General features: G+C 72.2%; 15 protein-coding genes. 7 read left to right on the forward strand and 8 right to left on the reverse strand.

Annotated elements, in window-relative coordinates:
* Positions 1 to 13 precede the first annotated feature (13 nt).
* From D2L64_RS02250 to D2L64_RS02260, 3 genes are read right to left on the reverse strand one after another with little or no spacing between them, the layout of a single operon-like run.
* Entirely contained in the window at positions 14 to 787 is a 774-nt protein-coding gene (locus tag D2L64_RS02250; protein ID WP_147376168.1) for a hypothetical protein, read from the reverse strand.
* Positions 788 to 822: 35 nt separating this feature from the next.
* Positions 823 to 2,121, reverse strand: coding sequence for an HEXXH motif domain-containing protein (locus D2L64_RS02255; RefSeq protein WP_158603432.1), 1,299 nt, complete (start codon positions 2,119 to 2,121; stop codon positions 823 to 825).
* 8 nt (positions 2,122 to 2,129) lie between these two features.
* Complete coding sequence (locus D2L64_RS02260) at positions 2,130 to 3,326, reverse strand: FxsB family cyclophane-forming radical SAM/SPASM peptide maturase (RefSeq protein WP_119572854.1); 1,197 nt, start codon at positions 3,324 to 3,326, stop codon at positions 2,130 to 2,132.
* Positions 3,327 to 3,617: 291 nt separating this feature from the next.
* Between D2L64_RS02260 and fxsA the strand changes: the two genes are divergently transcribed.
* The 3 genes from fxsA to D2L64_RS02275 are packed head-to-tail and all read left to right on the forward strand — an operon-like array spanning position 3,618 to position 8,693.
* Complete coding sequence (gene fxsA / locus D2L64_RS02265; protein ID WP_119572729.1) at positions 3,618 to 3,800, forward strand: FxSxx-COOH cyclophane-containing RiPP peptide; 183 nt, start codon at positions 3,618 to 3,620, stop codon at positions 3,798 to 3,800.
* Positions 3,787 to 7,689, forward strand: a complete 3,903-nt coding sequence (gene fxsT, locus D2L64_RS02270; RefSeq protein ID WP_119572730.1) for an FxSxx-COOH system tetratricopeptide repeat protein — start codon at positions 3,787 to 3,789, stop codon at positions 7,687 to 7,689. The genes fxsA and fxsT overlap by 14 nt, the downstream gene beginning before the upstream one ends.
* 11 nt (positions 7,690 to 7,700) lie before the next feature.
* Positions 7,701 to 8,693 (forward strand): hypothetical protein, encoded by a 993-nt coding sequence (locus D2L64_RS02275; protein WP_119572731.1) that lies wholly within the window; start codon positions 7,701 to 7,703, stop codon positions 8,691 to 8,693.
* 4 nt (positions 8,694 to 8,697) lie between these two features.
* Here the strand turns inward: D2L64_RS02275 and D2L64_RS02280 are convergent, their stop codons facing one another.
* Positions 8,698 to 10,875 (reverse strand): AAA family ATPase, encoded by a 2,178-nt coding sequence (locus D2L64_RS02280; RefSeq protein ID WP_119572732.1) that lies wholly within the window; start codon positions 10,873 to 10,875, stop codon positions 8,698 to 8,700.
* A gap of 313 nt (positions 10,876 to 11,188) precedes the next feature.
* Between D2L64_RS02280 and D2L64_RS02285 the strand changes: the two genes are divergently transcribed.
* The 4 genes from D2L64_RS02285 (at position 11,189) to D2L64_RS02300 (ending at position 17,384) form a co-directional block, all read left to right on the forward strand.
* Positions 11,189 to 12,976: a RyR domain-containing protein gene (locus tag D2L64_RS02285; protein WP_119572733.1), complete on the forward strand. Its 1,788-nt coding sequence runs from the start codon at positions 11,189 to 11,191 to the stop codon at positions 12,974 to 12,976.
* On the forward strand, positions 12,973 to 13,482 hold the full coding sequence (locus D2L64_RS02290) for a hypothetical protein (protein ID WP_199714366.1): 510 nt from the start codon (positions 12,973 to 12,975) through the stop codon (positions 13,480 to 13,482). Before D2L64_RS02285 ends, D2L64_RS02290 begins: the two co-directional genes overlap by 4 nt.
* Before the next feature lie 494 nt (positions 13,483 to 13,976).
* Positions 13,977 to 16,286 (forward strand): alpha-L-fucosidase, encoded by a 2,310-nt coding sequence (locus D2L64_RS02295; RefSeq protein ID WP_119572734.1) that lies wholly within the window; start codon positions 13,977 to 13,979, stop codon positions 16,284 to 16,286.
* A 96-nt stretch (positions 16,287 to 16,382) separates the two neighbouring features.
* Positions 16,383 to 17,384 (forward strand): CehA/McbA family metallohydrolase, encoded by a 1,002-nt coding sequence (locus tag D2L64_RS02300; protein WP_119572735.1) that lies wholly within the window; start codon positions 16,383 to 16,385, stop codon positions 17,382 to 17,384.
* Between the two features lie 56 nt (positions 17,385 to 17,440).
* Here D2L64_RS02300 and D2L64_RS02305 read toward each other — a convergent pair whose 3' ends face one another.
* From D2L64_RS02305 to D2L64_RS02320, 4 genes are read right to left on the reverse strand one after another with little or no spacing between them, the layout of a single operon-like run.
* On the reverse strand, positions 17,441 to 17,641 hold the full coding sequence (locus D2L64_RS02305) for a DUF4926 domain-containing protein (protein WP_119572736.1): 201 nt from the start codon (positions 17,639 to 17,641) through the stop codon (positions 17,441 to 17,443).
* Between the two features lie 3 nt (positions 17,642 to 17,644).
* Positions 17,645 to 18,799 carry a WXG100 family type VII secretion target gene (locus D2L64_RS27760; protein WP_233558712.1) on the reverse strand — a complete coding sequence of 385 codons (1,155 nt, stop codon included), beginning with the start codon at positions 18,797 to 18,799 and terminating at the stop codon, positions 17,645 to 17,647.
* Positions 18,796 to 19,113, reverse strand: a complete 318-nt coding sequence (locus D2L64_RS02315; protein WP_119572737.1) for a type VII secretion target — start codon at positions 19,111 to 19,113, stop codon at positions 18,796 to 18,798. Before D2L64_RS02315 ends, D2L64_RS27760 begins: the two co-directional genes overlap by 4 nt.
* Entirely contained in the window at positions 19,103 to 19,498 is a 396-nt protein-coding gene (locus tag D2L64_RS02320; protein WP_119572738.1) for a YbaB/EbfC family DNA-binding protein, read from the reverse strand. The genes D2L64_RS02315 and D2L64_RS02320 overlap by 11 nt, the downstream gene beginning before the upstream one ends.
* Between the last annotated feature and the right edge of the window lie 38 nt (positions 19,499 to 19,536).

Genomic DNA, 19,536 nt, shown 5'->3' on the forward strand with positions numbered 1-19,536 from the left:
CCGGCCGGGGCACTCAGTCGGGCCGGTGACCGCCGGCCCGACCGACCCGCTGGATGAGGTGCTCGACCCAGCGTTCGAACCGGCTGCTGCCGCCGCCGAGCAGCCCGGTCAGCTCGTCCTGCGTCACCCCGCCCCGGGCGGCCAGCGACTCCACCAGCGTGCGCAGCCGCCGGTGGTCGTCGTCGGCCGGTCCCTCGGCGAACCCGCCGGTGCCGAGCTGCCGCTGCACGTCCTGCAGGATGTCCATCATCTGTGGCAGCGTCTCGATGATCTGGGACAGGCCGGCCTCCCGCGGGCTGGCCGACCCGCGCAACTCCTGCAGGGCCAGGGCGACCGACATCGGGGTGACGATGTCGGCGCCCTCACCGAAGGCGTCGATGGCCCGACCGAGCTGGTCCTTGGCCTGGTGCACGCTGTCCAGGTCGGTGTGGTCGACCAGGATCACCCGCATGCCCTGCACGTCGAAGGGCAGCTGCTGGCCCTTCGCCAGCAGCTGCACGAAGGGCTTGCGTAGCGCGTGCCGGACGGCCAACTCGTAGAACACGTTCGGGTTCTGGTCGGTCAGGTCGGCGATGACCAGATCGTTCTGGATGATCCGGTCCAGCACCTGCGAGGTGATCAGCCCGGCGCGTTCGATCTCGTCGCCACGCACCGCGACGTAGCCGCGCTCCTCGACCACCGGCCGGATCACGTGCTTGAGGATCTGGTCGCTGCGTTTGCGGATATCCGAGCCGTCGGGCCCGATCGGCGCGATGACGAAGCACTCGCGACGGTTGTCCTCCCCCATGGACACAGCGTAGTGGAGTACATCGAGACCGGTGGTCACCCGGTCGGCGCCCGGTCCCGGGCCCACCGGACCCGATGGGCGTGCAACAACCGGCGTGCCTCGGCCACCGCCGCCGCGTCCACCGGCTCCGCCGTCCACCGGGCGAGGACCCCGGCCATGCCGTCCACCAGGTGTCGTCCCACCCGGGTAAGTCGCCGCTGCGCGGCCAGCACCCGTACGGTGTCCGCGGCGGCGCGGGTCCACCTGGCGAACTCGACCTCGGCCCGGTGCCGGGCCGCGCCGGCACCCGTCACCCGCGCCTGCCGGCGCCAGAAACCCGCCACCCCCAGATGGGCGTACGCCCCGTGCAGCAGGCCCTCCAACGGCCGGGGGTCGGTCCGCCACGGCGCGTAGAAGTGCTCTGGCGGGCCGGGATCCAGCAGGGCGAACATGTCGGTCAGCGCGGCCAGCTTGGCGTGCTGGATCTCGTGGGCCAGCACGACGGCGGCGGAGTGGGCGTCCGGCGGCAGGGACATCGCCACCGAGCCGAAGGCGTGGTGGAAGGTGCCACTGCGACTGCCGGCCGGCGGTGCGGGCACCGGCACCAGCGCCCGCAGCACGCCGGAGATCTCCTCGGCGACCGGTCGATGGTGCTCGACCAGGATCCGCCACGCCCCGTCGAGCCGGGCCCGCCACGGGCCGGTCAGCGGCGCGCCGAGCCGGTGGTCGGCGGCGATCCCCGGGACGTGCCGCCAGCCCCCGGTCTCCACCAGCACCGACAGTGGCAGGCCACGGTGGGTGAGTTCCAGCCGGGGCGTCGGCTGCCAGCGCGGGTCGTGCGGCGCGCCGAGGTCCACCCGTATCCCCGCGCCGGTTGCCCACGCGTGCCCGTCGCCGACCCGGATCCGGGCCCGGACGGCGGTGGCCGGTAGCCGCGCCGTGCCGAGTCCGGGCAGTTCCAACCGGCCGGCCGCGCCGGACGGCAGCGGCACGTCGAGGTCGGCGTCCGCACCCGCGCGCACCGCCGCGGTCGCGGCCACGGCGGCCAGCAGGCCCGGGTGGGTCTGCGCCGCCCGCCCCTCGGCCAGCAGCGCCGTGGTGCCGAACGCCCACGCGGCGACCGGTGGATGCCCGAGCGCCGCGGCCCGCTGGGCGGGTGGCAGCCGGGTCAACAACCGGTACCCCGCCTCTACCGCCGCCCGGTCCGGGTGCCCGGTCTGCCGCAGCAGCAGCAGCATCGCGCGGACCAGCAGCATCGCCTTGCTGTGCTGCCCGGCCCGTAACCAGGCGACGGCGTCCGCCCCGCCCCGGCCCGTGGCGAGTTCGTCGAGCACCGACCGGGGCAGTCGGTGCACGGTGGGGATCATCGCGCCGCCCGGGGCAGCGCCGCCAGGTCGCGCCGTACCGCCTGGCCGATGTGGCTGATCAGGGCGTACAGGTCGGGGCAGTAGACCGACGGGTTGTCGAAGCCGGCTCCGGCGCGGTATCGGTGGGTACGCAGCCCACCGCCACACACCCGGCGCAGATCGCAGGCGTGGCAGGTGGCGCAGAGGGCGGCCAGGCCGGCCTGCTGGGCGCGGACCGCCGGCAGGTCGAGGGCGGCGTCGAAGGGATCCCGCGACACGTGCAGCCCGGTGCCGGCCGCACCGGCGTGGGCGGCGGCGAGGGTGTCGTCCATCTCGATCGTCCCGTCGGTCTGCACCACGACCACCGCCACCGCGCTGGTGCCCACCCCGGCCAGCCGGGAGGCGCCACCGAGCAGCACCTGGATGATCTCGTCGAACAGGCGGATCCGGACCGGTGTGCCCGGCGCGTGGTACCACTGGTCGAAGATCGCGATCAGCCAGTCCGCGTACGGGGTCGACGCGGACCCCGCCGAGCGGCCCGGCGGGGGAGTGCTCCAGGTGCCGTGCGGCAGCAGGAAGTCGACCGCCGGCGGCCGGTGCGCCAGCAGACTGCGGTACGTGCCGACCGGGTCGTTGCGCAGGTCGACGGTGCACAGCAGACCGTTGAACAGGTGCCGGTGGTGGGCGGTCAGCCGGTCCAGCGCCGCCTCGACCCGCTGGTGGCTGCCCTGCCCGTCCGGCCCGCGGCGGTGCCGGTCGTGGGCCGTGCGGTCCCCGTCGAGGCTGACGCCGACCCGTACGTCCAGCCGGTCGAACAGGCGCAGGTACGCCTCGTCCAGCCGTAGGCCGTTGGTCTGCACGGTGACCCGGACCGGCACCGGTGCCGCCGCCTGTCGGATGGCCGACACCGCGCGCTCGATCCGGGTCGGCCCGGCCAGCAACGGTTCGCCGCCGTGCAGCACCACGGAGACCCCGTCGAGCCGGTGCGCGCGGGCGTGCTCGCCGATGCGCCGCGCGGTGGTCGCCAGCACCGGCGGTGACATCGTCCGGGGCAGCTCCCGCCAGCGCTGGTCGGCCATCGTGTACACATAGCAGTGGTCACAGGCCAGGTCGCAACGGCTGTGCAGCTTGAGCACGAACTGGCGGAAGGCGACCGGCGGCGCGCGGCGGGCGGCGGGGGCGCCGGCCGGCCGGTGCTCGTCGGATCCGGGCATCAGGGGCTCCACATGCGGGCGGCGGCCGGTTCGGCCGCCGTCGACGAGCACCCAGCATACATCGACGGGTGGCTCTGATCTGCCCTGTGCCGGCCGGGCCGCCGGGCCGACCGGCGCCGTCCCGTCGGGGACTGGCGTCGGAAGGTGGCGGGCGGGTCGCGCTCCGGCGGGCCCTGGGAGTCGACACCGTACCGTTATCATGGGCGTACGCAGCGGATCTGGCCGACCGTCGATGTCCGGCTTCGAAGCGACGCGATCATTGTGCGAGACGCAGACAGGCGGTGATCGGGGATGGACGCCGGGGAGGACGTGTTGCGTTCCGATCTGATCGATCTCACCGATGCGGATCTGAGCCCACTCGACAGCGTGCCCAACGAGGTTCTGCTTGCCGCACTGGAGCGCCTGCGGCGCCGCAGTGCCGCCGTTGGCGACCAGTACGCGGGCTGGCAGAGTGTCATCGATGGCGACGACTGAAACCGGTGCCGCCGCGGAGAGTGTCCGCCAGCGGCGCCCCTCGACCACCTCGACCATCCCGACCGGTGCGGTCGAGGGTGACGAGTCGACCGGCCAGTGCACCATCGTCTCGTTCGTCTCGCCCACCAGCGGCACCGGGCGCAGCAGCGCGGTGGCCAACATCGCCTGGATCCTCGCCTCGAACGGCAAACGGGTCCTCGCGGTCGACTGGTGCACCAGGACCCCCCGGGTCCACGACTACCTGCGCGCGTTCCGGGTCGACGCGGTGGCCGCCGGCACGGTGTTCGGCGCCGACCTGGCCGCCCTGTTCAGCCCGCACCCGGACGTACCCACCCACCGGGCCTCGGCGGTGATCGCCCCAGCCGCACCCGAACAGGGAATCCTCTACCGCTACGCCATCCCGGGGTCGAGTTTCGGGTTCGCGATGGTCGGGGTCAGCCTGGACGTCGACCGGCTGCCGCAGGTCGACCCGGTACGGGCCCGGCAACTGCTGCAACAGGCCGGCTACGACTACGTCCTGATCGACACCCCGGTCGACCTGACCGTGCCGGGCGTCACCTACACCGCGATGCTCAGCGACGTCGCCGTCGTGTCGATACCGCCGCGACGGCAGGCCATGCAACAGGCGGCCGACCTGGCCGGCCAGCTCCAACGGCAGGCCACCGGCGGCATCCGGGTGCTCGCCGCGCCGACCCTGCGCGACGTCAGCCAACCGTGGTACGGCGCGACCCGCGACTCGGCCCGCAAGGCCTTCGCCAAGCTGCTCGACGAGTCCGTCGCCGGGGCGAACCAGTCGGCCACCGTGGAGATCGTGGAGGTTCCCGAGCCGACGTACGACACCTACGACGACGTACTTGCCGTGCTCGCCGACGACCCGGGCGAACAGGCCAGCCTGCTCACCGCGTACGAGCAGATGGCCTCCTGGATCAGCGGCGGCGCGGTGGCTCGGGCGGTGGAGGTGCCCGAGCGGATCCGGCGCCGCTACCGCCGCGGTGTGCTGCTGGACCGGGCCGAGGGCGCGGACGAGATCCAGGTGCTCTACGAGCCGGCCGACCGACCGTTCGCCGACTGGATCGCCGGGCAGCTGCGCCGGGCCAACGTCCACGTGCGACCGCACGCCGTCCGATCCGGGGCCACCCCGACCTTCGACGCCGACGCCACAGTGCTGGCCGTGTTGTCGCCGCGGGTGCTCCGGGCGCTCGGCGAGCAGCCGGCGGGCTCGCCCGGTGGCGACGTCGAGGTGTTCGGGGTGCTGACCGACGGCGAACCGCCCGAGGCGTGGGATCCGGGCCGGCTCGTCGACCTGCGGGAGGTCGACTCCGCGCGGGCACAGCCGTTGCTGCTCAGCCGACTCGGGCTCATCGCGCCCACCCAGCCCACCGGCGACGTACGCACCGCGGCGCGCTACCCGGCCGAACCGGACCGTCGGCTGCGCACCAACCTGCCGCCGCGCAACGAGTCCTTCGTCGGCCGCGGCGAGTACCTGGAGCGGCTGCGCGACCGACTCACCGACGGCGGCGGTCCGGTGACCCTCACCGGCGGCGCCGGGGTCGGCAAGAGCGAGATCGCTCGCGAGTTCGCCCACCGGTTCGCCTACGACTACGACGTGGTCTGGTGGATTCCCGCGCAGGACCGCGAAACGGTCCAGACCGCGCTCGGCGAACTCGCCCAGGAGATCAACGTGGTGGACAGCGTCGGCGCGGCCGAGGCGGCCGTGACCGCGCTGTCGGCGCCGCGTGGCGCCATCACCCGCTGGCTGCTCGTCTACGACAACGCCGACGACTCCGACGTGCTCGCCGGGCTGCTACCCAGCTCCGGCGCCGGGCACATCCTGTTCACCTCCCGCGACGACGGGTCGTCCAACCTGCCCGCGCCGCTGGAGGTGGCCGCGTTCAGCGGCGACGAGAGCATCGCCATGCTGCGCCGCACGCTCGGCATCAGCGCCGCGGACGCGCGGGCCATCGCCGCCGCGGTCGAGCACCTGCCGCTGGCGCTGCGACTGGCCACCGCCTGGATCCGGGAACGCACCCGGGCGCTGGAACGCGCCGGTGTGCCGAACCTGGAGGCGGTCAGCCGCTGTGTGGCCGAGTTGCTGGCCTGGCTGCGCCAGCCCGCCGAGCGGGAACGGACCGAGACCATTCCCGGCTCGCGCACCTCCACCGTCGCCCGGGTGCTGGAGAACACCCTGACCACCCTGCGCGACACCGAGTTCGGCGAGCTGGCGAGCCGGGTCGCCGAACTCGCCGCCTTCCTCTCGCCGGAGGGCATCGGGCTGCCCCTGCTGCGGTCGACGCCGATGCTCACCCAACTCGCCGCGGCGGCCGACATCGACGCGCAACGGCTGCTGCTCAACGCCGGGGAGATCGACCTGGTGCTGACCGTCGGCGCGCGGTTCGCCCTGTTCGACATCGACTGGGGGCGTGGCGCCGCGCTGCGCATGCACCGGGCCATCCAGGTGCTGCTGCGCGAGTCGATGCCCGAAGCGCAGCGCGGCGAACGGCACCGCCAGGTCCTGCACGGGCTGGCCGGTTACGCGCCGACCGACCCGGAGGCCGACGACCGGCGTTACCTGCCGCTCTTCGAGGAACTGCAACGACACCTGGTGCCGTCCGGGGCGATGCACGCCGACGAGGCGGCCGTCCGGCACTGGGTGGTCAAGCAGATCCGGCACCTCTTCTTCTTCGGCGACAGCGACGCCTGGCAGTCCGCGGTGCGGCTGGCGCAGCAGACCTGCGACCGCTGGACCGCCGACGGCGACTTCGACCAGCTGACCATGCGGCTGTTCGTGCAGACCGCGAACCTGCACCGGGTGCTGGGCAGACCGCAGGACGCGCTGGGCCTCGACGAGCGGGTGCTCAGCGAGCAGCGGCGCAAGTACGGGCTGCGGCACTTCCGGACCCTGATCGCCGGCCGGGGCCGCGGCGGTGACCTGCGCGGGCTCGGTCGTTTCCAGGACGCCCTGGTCGAGGACCAGGCCACCGTCGTCGGTTACCGGGAGGTGCTCGGCGAGGACCACCCGAACACCCGGATGGCGATCAACAACCTGGCGATCTCCTTCCAGCTCACCGGCGACGCGCGGGAGGCGCTGCGCCTGGCCCACCAGCTGTTCGACCGGTGGATGGCCCTGTTCGGGCCGGACGAGCCCGCCACCTGGCGGGCCTCCTGCCTGGTCGGCACGCTGGAGCGGGAGGCCGGCGAGTACGAACTGTCGCTGGCCACGCTGCGCGAGACGCTGGAACGCGTACACGAGCTGCGTTCCGCCAGCCACCTCGACGAACTGCACGTCAACCGCAGCCTCGCGGTCACCGAACGGCGCCTCGGCTACGCCCTCGCCGCGAAGAAGCGCAGCATCGAGACGTTCCGCGGCTACCGGGAGCGTTTCGGGGAGGACCATCCACTGACCCGGGCCAGCCTGCTCAGCATGGCCGTCGACTACTACCGGGCCGGCGACGCCGGCATCGCGGTCGAACACGCCATGCGGTGCCTGCGCGGCTACCAGCGGACGTTGGACACCGGGCACCCGTTCACCGCGGTCTGCGCGGTGAACCTCGGCATCTGCCATCGGGGCACCGGCGAGTTCGACCACGCCGTCGGCGACGGTGAACGCGGGATGCGTACCCTGCGGGCCCGGCTCGGCGACGCCCACCCGTGGACGCTGACCGCGGCGACCGCCCAGGCCGGGCACCTGGCCGCCCGCGGTGACCTGACCGACGCCCTGCGCATCCAGCAGGAGACGCACCAGACCAGCCTGCGGTTCCTCGGCCGCCGCCACCCGTGCACGGTCGACGCCGAGGCGAACCTCGCCGCCATCCGCGCCCGGCGCGACGGCGCCGACGGCACCGGATCGACCGTGTTGACCGACACCGACATCGACGTGCCGAGAAGCTGAGGAGCGACCAGGTGACCGACCCCCAGCTGATCGGTGCCGTCCTGGAGGAGTCGGCCGAACAGGACGTGCCGGGCTTCCGGAAGAAGCGGGACCTGTGCCGGCGGCTGCTGCTCGGCGGGCACGGCATCTACCACCTCGCCCACTACACCGGCGCGGTGCTCGACTTCTCGCTGGACGTGCTGGCACACGAGTCGTCGCCGGCCGGCCCCGACGACGTCGACCTGGCCGAGCGCCGGGTGGCGTACCGCCGGGTCGGCGCCCAACTGGCCTATCGCGCGGTGGAACTCGGCCAACGGTTGTGGCACCTGCAGTGTGGTGGGCTGGTCCGGCTGGCCGCACAGACCCGGTCCGACTACGTGTTCTGCAACACGACGGTGAGCAGCGAACACGTGGTCGGCTTCGCGGCCGTCGCACCCACCACCGACCCGGTGGTCAACCCGGCCCGGACCGCCCAGGCCGACCGGGGAGCCGCCCAACTCGCCACCGACCTGCGGCACCTGCGCCGGCAGCCGTCGCTGAATCCGGGCGGCTGGCAGACCGTCGAGTTCCGGTCCACGCCGTCGTCGGTCGACGGCGGCATCGAGCCGTACCTGAGCGGGACGGCGGTCCCGGGCGGGATCCTCGCCGGTGCGCTCCGGCCGGCGGGCCTGCACTACCTCAGCCACCACCGGTCGGGGAGGGTGGCGGCGGTCGACATCCTGGCGCACCCGGAGTTGGAGCAGTTCTTCAGCCGTGGCGCCACCGTGACCGACCGGCGGACCAACTACGAACGCCTGGCCCGGGACCTTTCCCTGCTGGCCCTGCAGGTCAGTCGGGATCTGCAGGGGGCGGTCGTCGGCCAGGTCGAACGGCTGGTGCTCGACCTGGAGATCGGCGCGATGTTCTACTACCTGCTGGCGCCGGAGGAGTACCTGTTCGGTGTCTGCCTCGACCAGGACTGGGTCAGCCACTCCGACGACGCCATGTGGGCCGTCGGCAGCCGACTGGTGGCGGCCCAGGCGTAGCCGCTCACCCGGCCACCGCGAGCCGCCGTACCCGCCCACTCAGCCCGTCGAACACCGACCGGGCCTCCGCCCAACTGCGTGCGCGGTCCGTCGGCTCGACCACGTCGTCGACGGGCAGCGCCAGGTCGCCGAGCAGGTCCAGTTGGAACAACGGCAGGAACTCGGCGATCCCGTCGTAGTTCTCGCAGAGCCGGTCCAACCGCTCCAGGTCGGCCGGGTGGGGGGCGCGGCGGTGGTTGGCGTACCACCGTTCGACGCCGTCGCGGAACGCCTCGATCAGCCGGCGCAGCACCAGGGCCGTGCCCAACGCCCGTTGCACGTCGCGGGAGCGCAGGCCGGAACGCAGCGGCGTGGCCCGGCCCGATCCGCGGACCGGCTCCGGTCGGGTCGGCGCGAAGGCGTCCCGCAGGTGCCGTTCGAAGCCGGTGAGCTGGTCGAGGGCTGTGATCGCCTCCGCGAAGACCCGCGCCACCTGGCCCGGCAGCGGGGACGCGGCGGCCACCTCGCCCCGCTGGGTCGGCGTGGCGGCGTCGCGCTGTGCCGAGGCACGGCTGTCCGGACGCAGGTCGCCGCGGATCTCGTCGAGCTGGTACGACAGTCGTTCGATGGAGCGTTGGGCGTTGGTCTGCTGGCGCTGGATGCGTTCGACCCGCTGCCGTACGGAGGTCAGCGCGTCCGACCCGAGCGCCTGCTCCAGCCGGCGCATGGACGCCTTGACGCTGCCGGAGAGATCCTCGGCGAAGGTCTGCGGATCGTGGACGATCGGCTCCACGCTGAACGTCTCGGTGAGGTCCGCGGCGAACTCGGCCGGCAGGTGCCCGACCACGACCAGGATCACCTCGGTGTCCGGCGCCGCCGCCCGGATCGCCACCACCCGCCGGTTCAGCTCGTCGACCTCCTCGGCCTTGAGCACCGACTCGGACAGCAACACGCAGCAGCCGGCGCCCTGTTCGTCCAGCGGCAGCCAGAAGTCGACCGGCAGGTCCCGCAGCGAGCCGAGGAGATGGTCGCGCTGGTACGACCAGCCCTCCTGGGTCAGCACCCGCCGTACGTCGGCGGCGACGTCCTGCCGGCTGGCCAGGTCGAACTGGACCCGGACCGCCTCGCGGACCATCCGGTGGGTGACCGGCGTGCCGTCCTGCACCGCCCGCTGGTAGAGGTGGTAGCACAGCCGGATCAGCCGGCGCGGCACCCCGTCGGTCAGGTTCGTCAGGTACTCGGTGGTCTCCACCGTGAACGGCGTCAACCGGGCCTGCCCGAAGGCCCGCAACTGGCTCTGCCGGATGAAGTCCCGCACGTCCTGGGCGTTCAGTGCCGACATCCGCACGATCGGCCCGATCCGCTGCCGTACCTCGGGGTTGAGCAGGTGCAGCAGGTCCGGCAGCCCGGCGAGCACCAGCAGCGCACCGGCCGACGCGAACACCCCGATCATCCGGGACAGCCGGGACATGGTCTCGTCGCCCGGCCGCCCGGCTGCCGAGAGGATCTTGTCCAGCTCGTCGAGGACCAGCACGAAACGTTCGTGCCGGCGACCGCACAGCAGGGCGAGCACACCCATCGTCTCCACGGCACCGGACTCCACGTCCGGGCGCGCCGTGACCCCCACGCTCACCAGCGCCGGTGCCGGCGGATAACCCATCAGCCAGTCCCACGCCATCGCCTCGGTGGCCGGGTCGACCAGCATGGCCAGCACGGTGCCGAACGACGGGTCGGTGGTCACCTCGGCCAGCTCCGCGCGCAACCGCTCGGCGAGCAGATCCGTCCCCGGCGGCGTCCGCTCACCCTCCGGCGTCGCCGGGCCGGCCCACTGCGCCCGGTACCCGTCCACCAGGGCGCGTACCGCGTCGCGCGACAGCGTGCCCAGGAACCGGCGACTCAGTGACTGGAACGTGTCGGCGGGCGCGTCCAGGTAGACCGCCTGACCGGCCGCGCCGCCGACCTCCCGGGCGTGGGCCAGCAACTCGGCCGCCAGATGGGTCTTGCCGGTGCCGTAGTCACCCACCACCGCGACCGCCCCGCCAGCGCCGGTGAGCAGGTAGTTGTCCAGGTGGGCGAGGGCGTCCCGGATGGCCACCGTGCGGACGGTGGCCGCGTGCGCGCCGTCTCCGGTCACCCGGGCGACGGCCGTCGGAGAGAACGGATTGACCGGGCCGACCGCCGGCGGATCTTCGGTTGCGTCCATTGCTTCGATCCTCCGGTAGCTCTGGTCTGGGCACCAGGCTGTCTCACGCCGGAGGCCGGTTCCCCACGTAGGCCGCCGCCGGAGCGTCCTCAAATGGTAGCCGTCGGTAGCCATCGAGGCGGACCCCCGGCGTCCCTTAGAACGGGCTCACCTGCAAAAAGAGCCGATCGGTGGGCATGCCGGACGCCGACACGATCGACTACGTCCAATACCATTGGTCCATGGTCGCAGCCCGGTGGTCGCACCGCCGATCCGGGCCGTCCGACCTGGCCGGCCGCCGTGACCACGGGTTCCCGAGCGAGGACGCCGCCCGATGACGCACCCGCTTCCCGGCTCCACCCGGCCCTTCGTCTGGTGGCTGCGGGTGCTGTTCGGCGTCGTCGGGGTGGTCGCCCTGATCCTCGGCTGCATCGGCTTCGACCGTCTCGGTCAGCTGCGCGACGACGCGATCCACGACCGGTACGACGTGCTCTACTACGCGCTGCAGCTCTTCGTGCTCAGCGCCGAACCCTTCGAGGATCCCGGCCCCTTCCCGTGGCAGCTACAGGTCGCCCGGTTCGTCGCGCCGCTGGTCACCCTGCTGGCCGTCGCCGAGGCGAGCCGCCTGCTGCTGGCCGCCGAGATCCGCCGGCTACGCGCCCGCCGGGCCACCGGCCACGCTCTGGTCTGCGGCGACTCCCAGTTCGCCCACATGCTCGCCGACCAGCTCTTCGCCGACGGCGAACGGGTGGTCGTGGTGCGCTCCGAACCGTTCGGGCCGTTGGAGTACCGCCAGCGCCGGTACCTGGGCGTGATCGGTGACCCCACCAGCGTGGCGGTGCTGCGCGGCGCCGGCCTGCCCCGCGCGCACACCATCTACGCCTGCACCGACGACGACGACCTGAACCACGCCATCGCCAACGCCGCCAGCCGGCTGATCCAGGACCGACGCCAGCCGCCCCGGGTCTATGTCCAGGTCCACGATCCGGAGATGTGCCTGTCGCTGCAGGCCCGGCGGCTCGGCGCCGCCGGATCCAGCCGGCTGCGGCTGGACTACTTCCACGTCGACGACATCGCGGCCCGCGCCCTGCACCGGCACCATCCGCTGCCGCCGGTCCGGGACCGGCCGACGACGGTGCTCATCGCCGGCAACGCCAGTTTCCGCCGCGCCCTGCTGGTGGAGACGGCCCGGCACTGGCGTACGCACCGCAGTGCCGGCGCGCCGGCACTGCGGGTGGAGCTGGTCGCACCCGACGCCAGCAGTGAACTCGCCCTGGTCGCCGCCCGCTACCCGTTCCTGCGTACCGTCTGTGCGGTGACCGCCTACGACCGGGACGTCGACGGGCTGACCGGCCTGGACCGGTTCCGCGCCGGTGGCTACGACCGGATCTACGTCTGTCACCCCGACGAGGGCAGCGGCCTGCAGTTCGTACTGGACACCCCGGCGCTCTGGCAGGGGGCCCGGACCGCGGTCTTCGTACCGGTCTACCGGCAGGCCGCGCTCGCCGCCGCCTTCCACGGCGACTCCCGCCACGACCTGCTCGACGAGGTGCACGGCAAGCTGTGCCTCTACCCGGTGCTGACCCGCGCCTGCGACGCCCGGCTGATCGCCGAGGACCTCACCGAGCGGCTGGCCCGGCACATCCACGAACGGTACCTGCACGCCCGGCAGCGCGCCGGGGTACGCCTCGGCGCGGCACCGGCGATGGTGGACTGGTCCCGGCTGCCCGAGTCGCTGCGCCGGGCCAACCGCAGTCACGTCCAGGACATCGCCGCCAAGCTGCTGAACCTCGGCTGTGTGGTGGCGCCCCGGCACGGCCACACCGGCGACGCCTCGGCCGCCGGGCAGGCCATCGACGACCGGATCGACCAGTTGGCCCGGCTGGAACACGAACGGTGGTGCAGGGAACGGCGGGCGGAGGGCTGGACGTTCGGTGCGCCGCGCGACGACGCCCGGCAGCGCCACCCCGAGCTGCGGCCGTGGGACGAGCTGACCGCCGCCGTGCAGGAACAGAACCGCGAGGAGATCCGAGCGCTGCCGGACGTGCTGTCCGACAGCGGGTTCGAGCTGATCCGGTTGGCGCCCGCGGTGCCCGTACCCCGGCCGGGAGGCAACCCATGACGCCCGAACCCGCCCCGGTGCGCGTCGGCGTCACCGGGCACATCCATCTGGCACCGGAGACCGAACCGCTGGTCGCCGACGCGCTCCGGTCCGAGCTGGACCGGATCAGCGACCGTCCGGTACACGGCGTGACCTGCCTGGCCGCCGGCACCGACCAGATCTTCGCCCGGACGGTCCTGGCCACCGGCGGCACGTACGAGGTGATCCTGCCGGCGCTGGACTACCGGGACACCATCGAGCCGGCCTGGCGGGACTCCTTCGACGAACTGCTGGCCCGGGCGAGCAGCGTCGTGCACACCGGGTACCGCAGCTCCGGCACCGCCGCCTACGTGGCCGCCAACCAGGAACTGCTGCGTCGGGTGGAGCGGCTGGTGGCGGTCTGGGACGGCGAACCAGGCTGCCACGCCGCGGCGACCGACCGTACCGTCGACGGTGCCCGCCGACGGGGTATCCCGACCACCGTCCTCTGGCCCGCCGCCGCCCGCCGCGCCCCCCGCCGCACCTGACCGCGCGGCGCGGCCCCGCCCGAACGCACCGGGCGGTGCCGGCTCAGCCGCCCCGGGCGGTGGTCGGTTCCAGCCGCCCCGGGCGTACCGCGCCAGCCGGACCCGGTTCGGGCTGCCGGTCTTGGTCATCAGGCTGGTGATGTTGGGTTGCCGCAGCACCGCGACGGCGCGCACCAGGGCGCCACGAACAACACCATGATCACGGCGCCCATCAGCTGCCACAGGGCGGCGTTCAACGGGGTGGTCGCGTCACCGGTCGCGGCCACTGGTCGGGGCCTGTCTCCTACCCGGGTAGGCGACGGAACGGCCCACGGCGAGGCGTGGGCCAGCGGCGGGCACGCCTGCGTCGTTTCGACGGGCGACGACCGCGATTGATCTGACGAATCTGCCTCAGTCTGGCCCGTGACATCCTTGACCTTGCATGATCGATGAACTTAACATCAGATGTATGTGAAGTCGATAACACATCTCTGCGACGAGGGAGTTTCTCAGGCATGACGAATCGATCAATTCTGCGGGCGGCGACGGCCCTGACGGCCACCGGCGCGCTGGGGATCGGATTGCTCGCCGGTCCACCGGTGGCGGCGTCGGTCCGCACCGCGGCGCCCCCGTCACCGCCCACCGCAGCCGCCCCCTACGAACCCACCTGGGAGTCGGTGAACCGGCACGTGGCCTCGCCGGAGTGGTTCAAGGACGCGAAGTTCGGCATCTACTGGCACTGGGGTGCCTTCACCACCCCGCAGTACGGGCACGAGTGGTACGGCCGCGAGATGTACGTCAACGGCAGCGGCATCAACAACCATCACAAGGCCACCTACGGCGACCCGCAGACCGAGTGGGGTTACGAGAAGTTCATCGACGGCGGGATCGACAAGGCCGGCAACCACGTCCAGTTCAAGCCGGTGCTGAAGTCGCAGGGTGGCAAGTTCGACCCGGACGAGTGGGTCAGCCTCTTCAAGCGGGCCGGCGCCCGGTTCAGCGGACCCGTCGCGGAGCATCACGACGGCTACTCCATGTGGGACAGCGAGGTCAACGAGTGGAACTCGGTCGACCGCGGACCCAAGCTGGACCTGTTGCAGATCTTCGCTGAGGCGGTCCGCAAACAGGACATGAAGCTGCTGGTGGCGATGCACCAGTCGTTCAACTACAACGGCTTCTTCCGGTTCGTCGCGCCGCAGTCCGACCCGAGCCTGCGCAAGCTCTACGGCCAACTGCCGCGCGCCGAGGCGGACCAGCTCTGGTTCGACAAGCAGAAGGAAGTGATCGACCAGAGCCAGCCGGACATCATCTGGAACGACTTCGGTCTCAACAGCCCCGGCTACTGCCACGGCGACCCGGGCCCCTGCGCCGTCGACGAGCAGCAGCGCCTCAACTTCCTGGCCTACTACTTCAACCAGGCCGCGCAGTGGGGCAAGGAGGTCGTGACGACCTACAAGCACTTCGACCGCGGCTTCGACAACCGCAGCGCCGTCGAGGACTACGAGCGCGGCGGGCCGGCGGACATCGTACGCCCGTACTGGCTCACCGACGACGCGATCTCGTCGAGCAGCTGGAGCTACACCACCGGCATCGGCTACTACTCGTCACAGCAGATGGTGCACGCCCTGATCGACCGGGTCAGCAAGAACGGCAACATGCTGCTCAACGTCTCGCCCACCCTGGAGGGGGAGATCCCGCAGGGGCAGCGCGACGTGCTCCACGACATCGGGGACTACCTCGGCCGGTACGGTGAGTCGATCTACTCCACCCGGGCCTGGGACATCTACGGCGAGGGTCCGACCAAGATGGGCGGCGGCTCGTTCGTCGCGCCCAAGGTCGGCACCAACACCGACATCAGGTTCACCCGGAACAAGAAGGACGACACGCTCTACGCCACGGTGCTCGGCTGGCCCGGCGACAACCAGGTTCTGAACATCACCAGCCTCGGTTCGGCCACCACGAACCTGGCCGACCTGAAGAAGGTCGAGCTGCTCGGTGACCGCGCGAAGAAGTCCGTCAACCTGACCAAGAACGTGCGCCAGGACCCGGACGGCCTGAAGGTGACGATGCCGGGGCAGCGTCCGGTCGCGTCGCCCGCGTACGTACTGAAGCTGTCCTTCAAGAAGGGCATCCCGACCCCACGTCCCGCGGCCGACGGCGCGAGCGTCTACCAGGAGAAGGACTTCCGTGGCGTCAGCGCCCTGCTCGCTCCCGGCGACTACACCAGGGCCGAGCTGACCGACCTGGGGCTGACCGGGAAGCACCTCGCCTCGCTGCACGTCGCGCCCGGCACGGAACTGGTCCTGTACCCCGCCGACGACTTCGCCGGAACGCCGACCCGCTACACCGGCGCGGTGGGGTCGCTGCCCAAGAAGACCACGGTCGGCTCGATCCGCGTCGTCAAGGACTTCAGCAGGCCGTTCGTGCTGACGAACGTGGCGAACCGCTTCGCCCTGGACACCGATTCCGGCGCCGCCGGCAGCCCGGTACGGCAACAGTTGCCCGACGGCGGCCCGGAACAGGAGTGGAAGCTGACCGAGAAGACCCCCGGCCACTTCGAGATCGCCAATCCCGCCAGCGGGCTGGTGATCGACGGGCTGGGGCTCGGCAGCGGGACCTTCGTCCAGCAACGGGCGGCGACCGGGGCGGACAGCCAACTGTGGCGCCTGGCGAGCCTCGGCGCGGGCGAACACCACCTCATCAACAAGCAGACCGGGCTGGCACTGGACAGCGGTGGCAACGTCCCGGCGGGCTCGTCGCTGAAACAGTGGACCGTCGACAGCAGCCCCAACCTTCGGTGGCAGCTGACCGCGACGACCCGCTGATCCGGACCGACGGTCAGGCGGCGGCGGACCCGGTCCGCCGCCGCGCCGTCCGCGCCTGGGGCGACGCCGGCCGCGCCGAATCAATACCATGCCGGTATGCCCGAGCCCACCCCGGCGACCTTCCCGCCCCGCCGGGCGGCTGGTCGGGGCCCCGGCTGGTACCGGGGCGACCTGCACGTGCACTCGCTGCTGTCGTACGGCGCCGACCTGACCCCGGCGCAGCTCGCCGCGGCCGCCCGGGCCCTCGGGCTCGACTTCCTCGCCACCACCGAACACAACACCGCCGACGGGCACGCCCACTGGGGGCCGTACGCGGGCGACGACCTGCTGGTGATCCTGGGCCAGGAGGTCACCACCCACACCGGGCACTGGCTGGCGCTCGGCCTGGATCCCGGGCAGTCGGTCGAATGGCGGTACGGCGTCCGGGACGACGCGATCGGCCGCCACCTCGACCAGGTGCGTCGCCACGGCGGGCTGTGCGTGGCAGCCCACCCGCACGCGCCGTACCCCCACGGGACGTCGATGTACCCGTACCGGTGCTTCGACGCGGTGGAGGTGTGGAACGGGCGCTGGGCATCCGACCTGCCGTGGAACGCCGACAACGAGGCGACCCTCGCCGAATGGGGGCGCCACCTCGCGTACGGCCTGCGTCGCGGAGACTGGCAACCTGCGGTCGGCAACAGCGACGCGCACCTGGCCGGTCAGCTCGGTACCCCACACACCGTGGTCCACGCCGAACAGTTGAGCACCGAAGCGGTGCTGGCCGGCGTCCGGGCCGGTCGAAGCTGGGTCGCCGAATCGTCCACCGTGGACGTTACCCTCACCGCCACCACCGCCGACCGCTCGGTCGGCGTCGGCGAACGCCTGACCGCCGAGGACCAGCCGATCACGGTACGCGTACAGGTGGTCGGTGTGCCGTCCGGCACCATCACCCTGCACACCGAACGCGGCCTCGTGCATCGGGCAACCCTGCCCGCCGACGGCTCGGGCAGCACCGCATGGCGGACCAACGTCGATGAGGCCGGCTTCGTCCGAGCCGAGGTACGCCACCCCAACCGTCACCTGGCCGCCCTCACCAACCCGATCATCCTGGACTGACCACCAGACCGTCTCGTGTCGAGGCGCCGGTACGCCAGGCGGGACGATACCTGTGGTCAGCCGCCACGGGTCGACGGTCGGAGCTGGGCAGCCGTGAGCGTCAGCATGCTTACTGTCCTGCCATCCTCGTCGGTGAACTCGACCTCGTAGGCGACGGGATCCCGGTCGAAGATGTGGATGATCGTGCCGACCGCTCCTGCCGCCAGATGCTCGTGCGGCACGGCCTCCTGAAGTTCGACCACGTCATAGACGTCCAATGATCAACCTTTCGATGGGAATGAGATCGTGACCATGCGTGGGGTGGTCGCGCCAGTCTCGAGGATCCAGGCCGTGCGGACAATGATGTCTCCGGTCGGCCCGGACAGCGGCAGATCGATGAACCAGCGTTGACCGTACTCGTCGACTCTTCCGAGCATCGGCGAGCCGGAGCGGACGCCCTCTCGTATCTGATGCAGGACCGCGTCTGCGTCCTCAAGGCCAAGCCCGGTAGCTGAGTTGATCACGCGGTACTTGTTCTTGCCAACCGGATGATGGGGATTCAACGCGTACGCGGTGATCTTCCGTGAATCGATCTCTGGATTGGTGAAGTCCGGCTGAACAGGGCTGTTGTTGACCTTCGCTCTTCCTGGATCATCGGAGCTGGGCGGCTTCGTGGATTGTCCGCGTAGTCGGCCGAGGGTCTGCTTGAGTTCGTCGATGAGGGTGCCGAGGCGGCGGATGGCGGGGATGAGCTGGCGGAGACTGTTGAGCAGTCCGCGTAGCAGTCGCGCGATGCGGGCGGCCCACGATGCCACCAGGGTGGTTACCTGCTCGACGACCAGGGGGGTGGCCAGGCCGGCGGTGGCGACGAGTTCGGTGGCGTACCCGATGAGGCGGGAGACGCAGGTGGCGATGGCGTCGCGGACCAGGAGCCGGACGGCGGCGACCAGGCCGGCGGTGCCCTCGGTGATGGCGGCCATCGCGTCGGCGCCGCGGGCCAGGCCGGTGATGGCCTGGCGTTGTTCGGCTGCCCAGGCGCGGTAGGCGGTGCCGGCGCCGCCGTTCCAGCCGGCCACGTCGGCGGCGACGTCGCGGGCCAGGCCGGCGGCCTCGCCGCGCAGGGAGGCGGCGACGTTGCGCCAGGTCTGGGCGTGCGCGGTGATCTGCGCGGGGTCGCCGGCCAGCCAGTCGAGGGCCTCGCTGAGGGGTTTGACGTGTTCGATGAGCCAGGCGATGCCGTACTGCAGGAGGGCGCCGACCGGGTCGGAGACGAACGCGAGGGCGTCGAGGCCGGCGCTGACCACGCCGAGGCTGCCGTCGATCCAGCTGCCGGTGGTGACGCCCTGGTGGATCAGTTCGATGTCTTCGAGGATCCACACCCCGGCCCAGGGGCTCGGCCCGGTCCGGGTCGGGGCGGCGACCAGCGGGTTGGTCACGGTCGGTCCCGTACCCGGTCCAGGCGGCGCTGGGCGCGCTGGTCGACGGCCCGGTAGTCCTCGGCGCTGCCGCGCACCCGGCCGGCCGTGTCGCGGACCGAGTCGGCGGCGGTGCCGACGCCCTCGACCAGGACGCCTTGCAGGGTGTCGAGCAGCACCGGCATGATCGCGCAGAGTTGCCCGTACGCGCCGGTGTCGAGCCGGACGTGCTCGCCGGCCCGGCGGGCGGTGTCGAGGGTGTCGGCGTGGCGGTCGAGGCGTGTCGCGTGGCCGGTCAGGTCGTCCGGGTCGACCCGGATGCCGTCACCGGGCATCCGGCCGGCCCTGCTCGCCGGTGAGTCGGCGCCGGTGGGAGTCGAGGATCGCCGTCCCGGCCGGGTCGTCGCCGAGGGTCTCGGTGGTCGCCGCGCTGAGCTGACGCAGCAGGTCGGCCCGCGCGGCCCGGGTGGTCGCCAGCACCTGCCGGGCGGTGTGGGCCGCGGACTGCTGGCGGATGCGCTCGTCGAGCCGCAGGTCGACCAGGAGCCCGGCCGCGTCGACGGTGACCTGCACCGTGCGGTCGGGGTTGTGGGCCGTGCCGGTCAGCGTGCTCGCCCGCGCGGAGAGGGCCTGGGCCCGCCGGGCCCGCTCGGCGAAGCCGGCCTCCCACTCGTCGAGCCGGCGTCGCGTCGCGTCCAGCGCGGTCTCGTCCGCCCACATGCGACCCTCCCCAGGGGACGTCACCGGTCGCCACCGGC

This window comes from Micromonospora radicis, from assembly GCF_003583405.1.
Lineage (GTDB): Bacteria > Actinomycetota > Actinomycetes > Mycobacteriales > Micromonosporaceae > Micromonospora > Micromonospora radicis.

Bases quoted from the DNA above. Each gene is read 5' to 3' on its own strand.
- fxsA (WP_119572729.1), top strand. From the start codon at position 3,618: ATGGACGCCGGGGAGGACGTGTTGCGTTCCGATCTGATCGATCTCACC.
- D2L64_RS02300 (WP_119572735.1), top strand. From the start codon at position 16,383: ATGCCCGAGCCCACCCCGGCGACCTTCCCGCCCCGCCGGGCGGCTGGT.
- D2L64_RS02290 (WP_199714366.1), top strand. From the start codon at position 12,973: ATGACGCCCGAACCCGCCCCGGTGCGCGTCGGCGTCACCGGGCACATC.
- D2L64_RS02285 (WP_119572733.1), top strand. From the start codon at position 11,189: ATGACGCACCCGCTTCCCGGCTCCACCCGGCCCTTCGTCTGGTGGCTG.
- D2L64_RS02280 (WP_119572732.1), bottom strand. From the start codon at position 10,875: ATGGACGCAACCGAAGATCCGCCGGCGGTCGGCCCGGTCAATCCGTTC.
- fxsT (WP_119572730.1), top strand. From the start codon at position 3,787: ATGGCGACGACTGAAACCGGTGCCGCCGCGGAGAGTGTCCGCCAGCGG.
- D2L64_RS02260 (WP_119572854.1), bottom strand. From the start codon at position 3,326: ATGCCCGGATCCGACGAGCACCGGCCGGCCGGCGCCCCCGCCGCCCGC.
- D2L64_RS02295 (WP_119572734.1), top strand. From the start codon at position 13,977: ATGACGAATCGATCAATTCTGCGGGCGGCGACGGCCCTGACGGCCACC.
- D2L64_RS02320 (WP_119572738.1), bottom strand. From the start codon at position 19,498: ATGTGGGCGGACGAGACCGCGCTGGACGCGACGCGACGCCGGCTCGAC.
- D2L64_RS02250 (WP_147376168.1), bottom strand. From the start codon at position 787: ATGGGGGAGGACAACCGTCGCGAGTGCTTCGTCATCGCGCCGATCGGG.
- D2L64_RS02315 (WP_119572737.1), bottom strand. From the start codon at position 19,113: ATGCCCGGTGACGGCATCCGGGTCGACCCGGACGACCTGACCGGCCAC.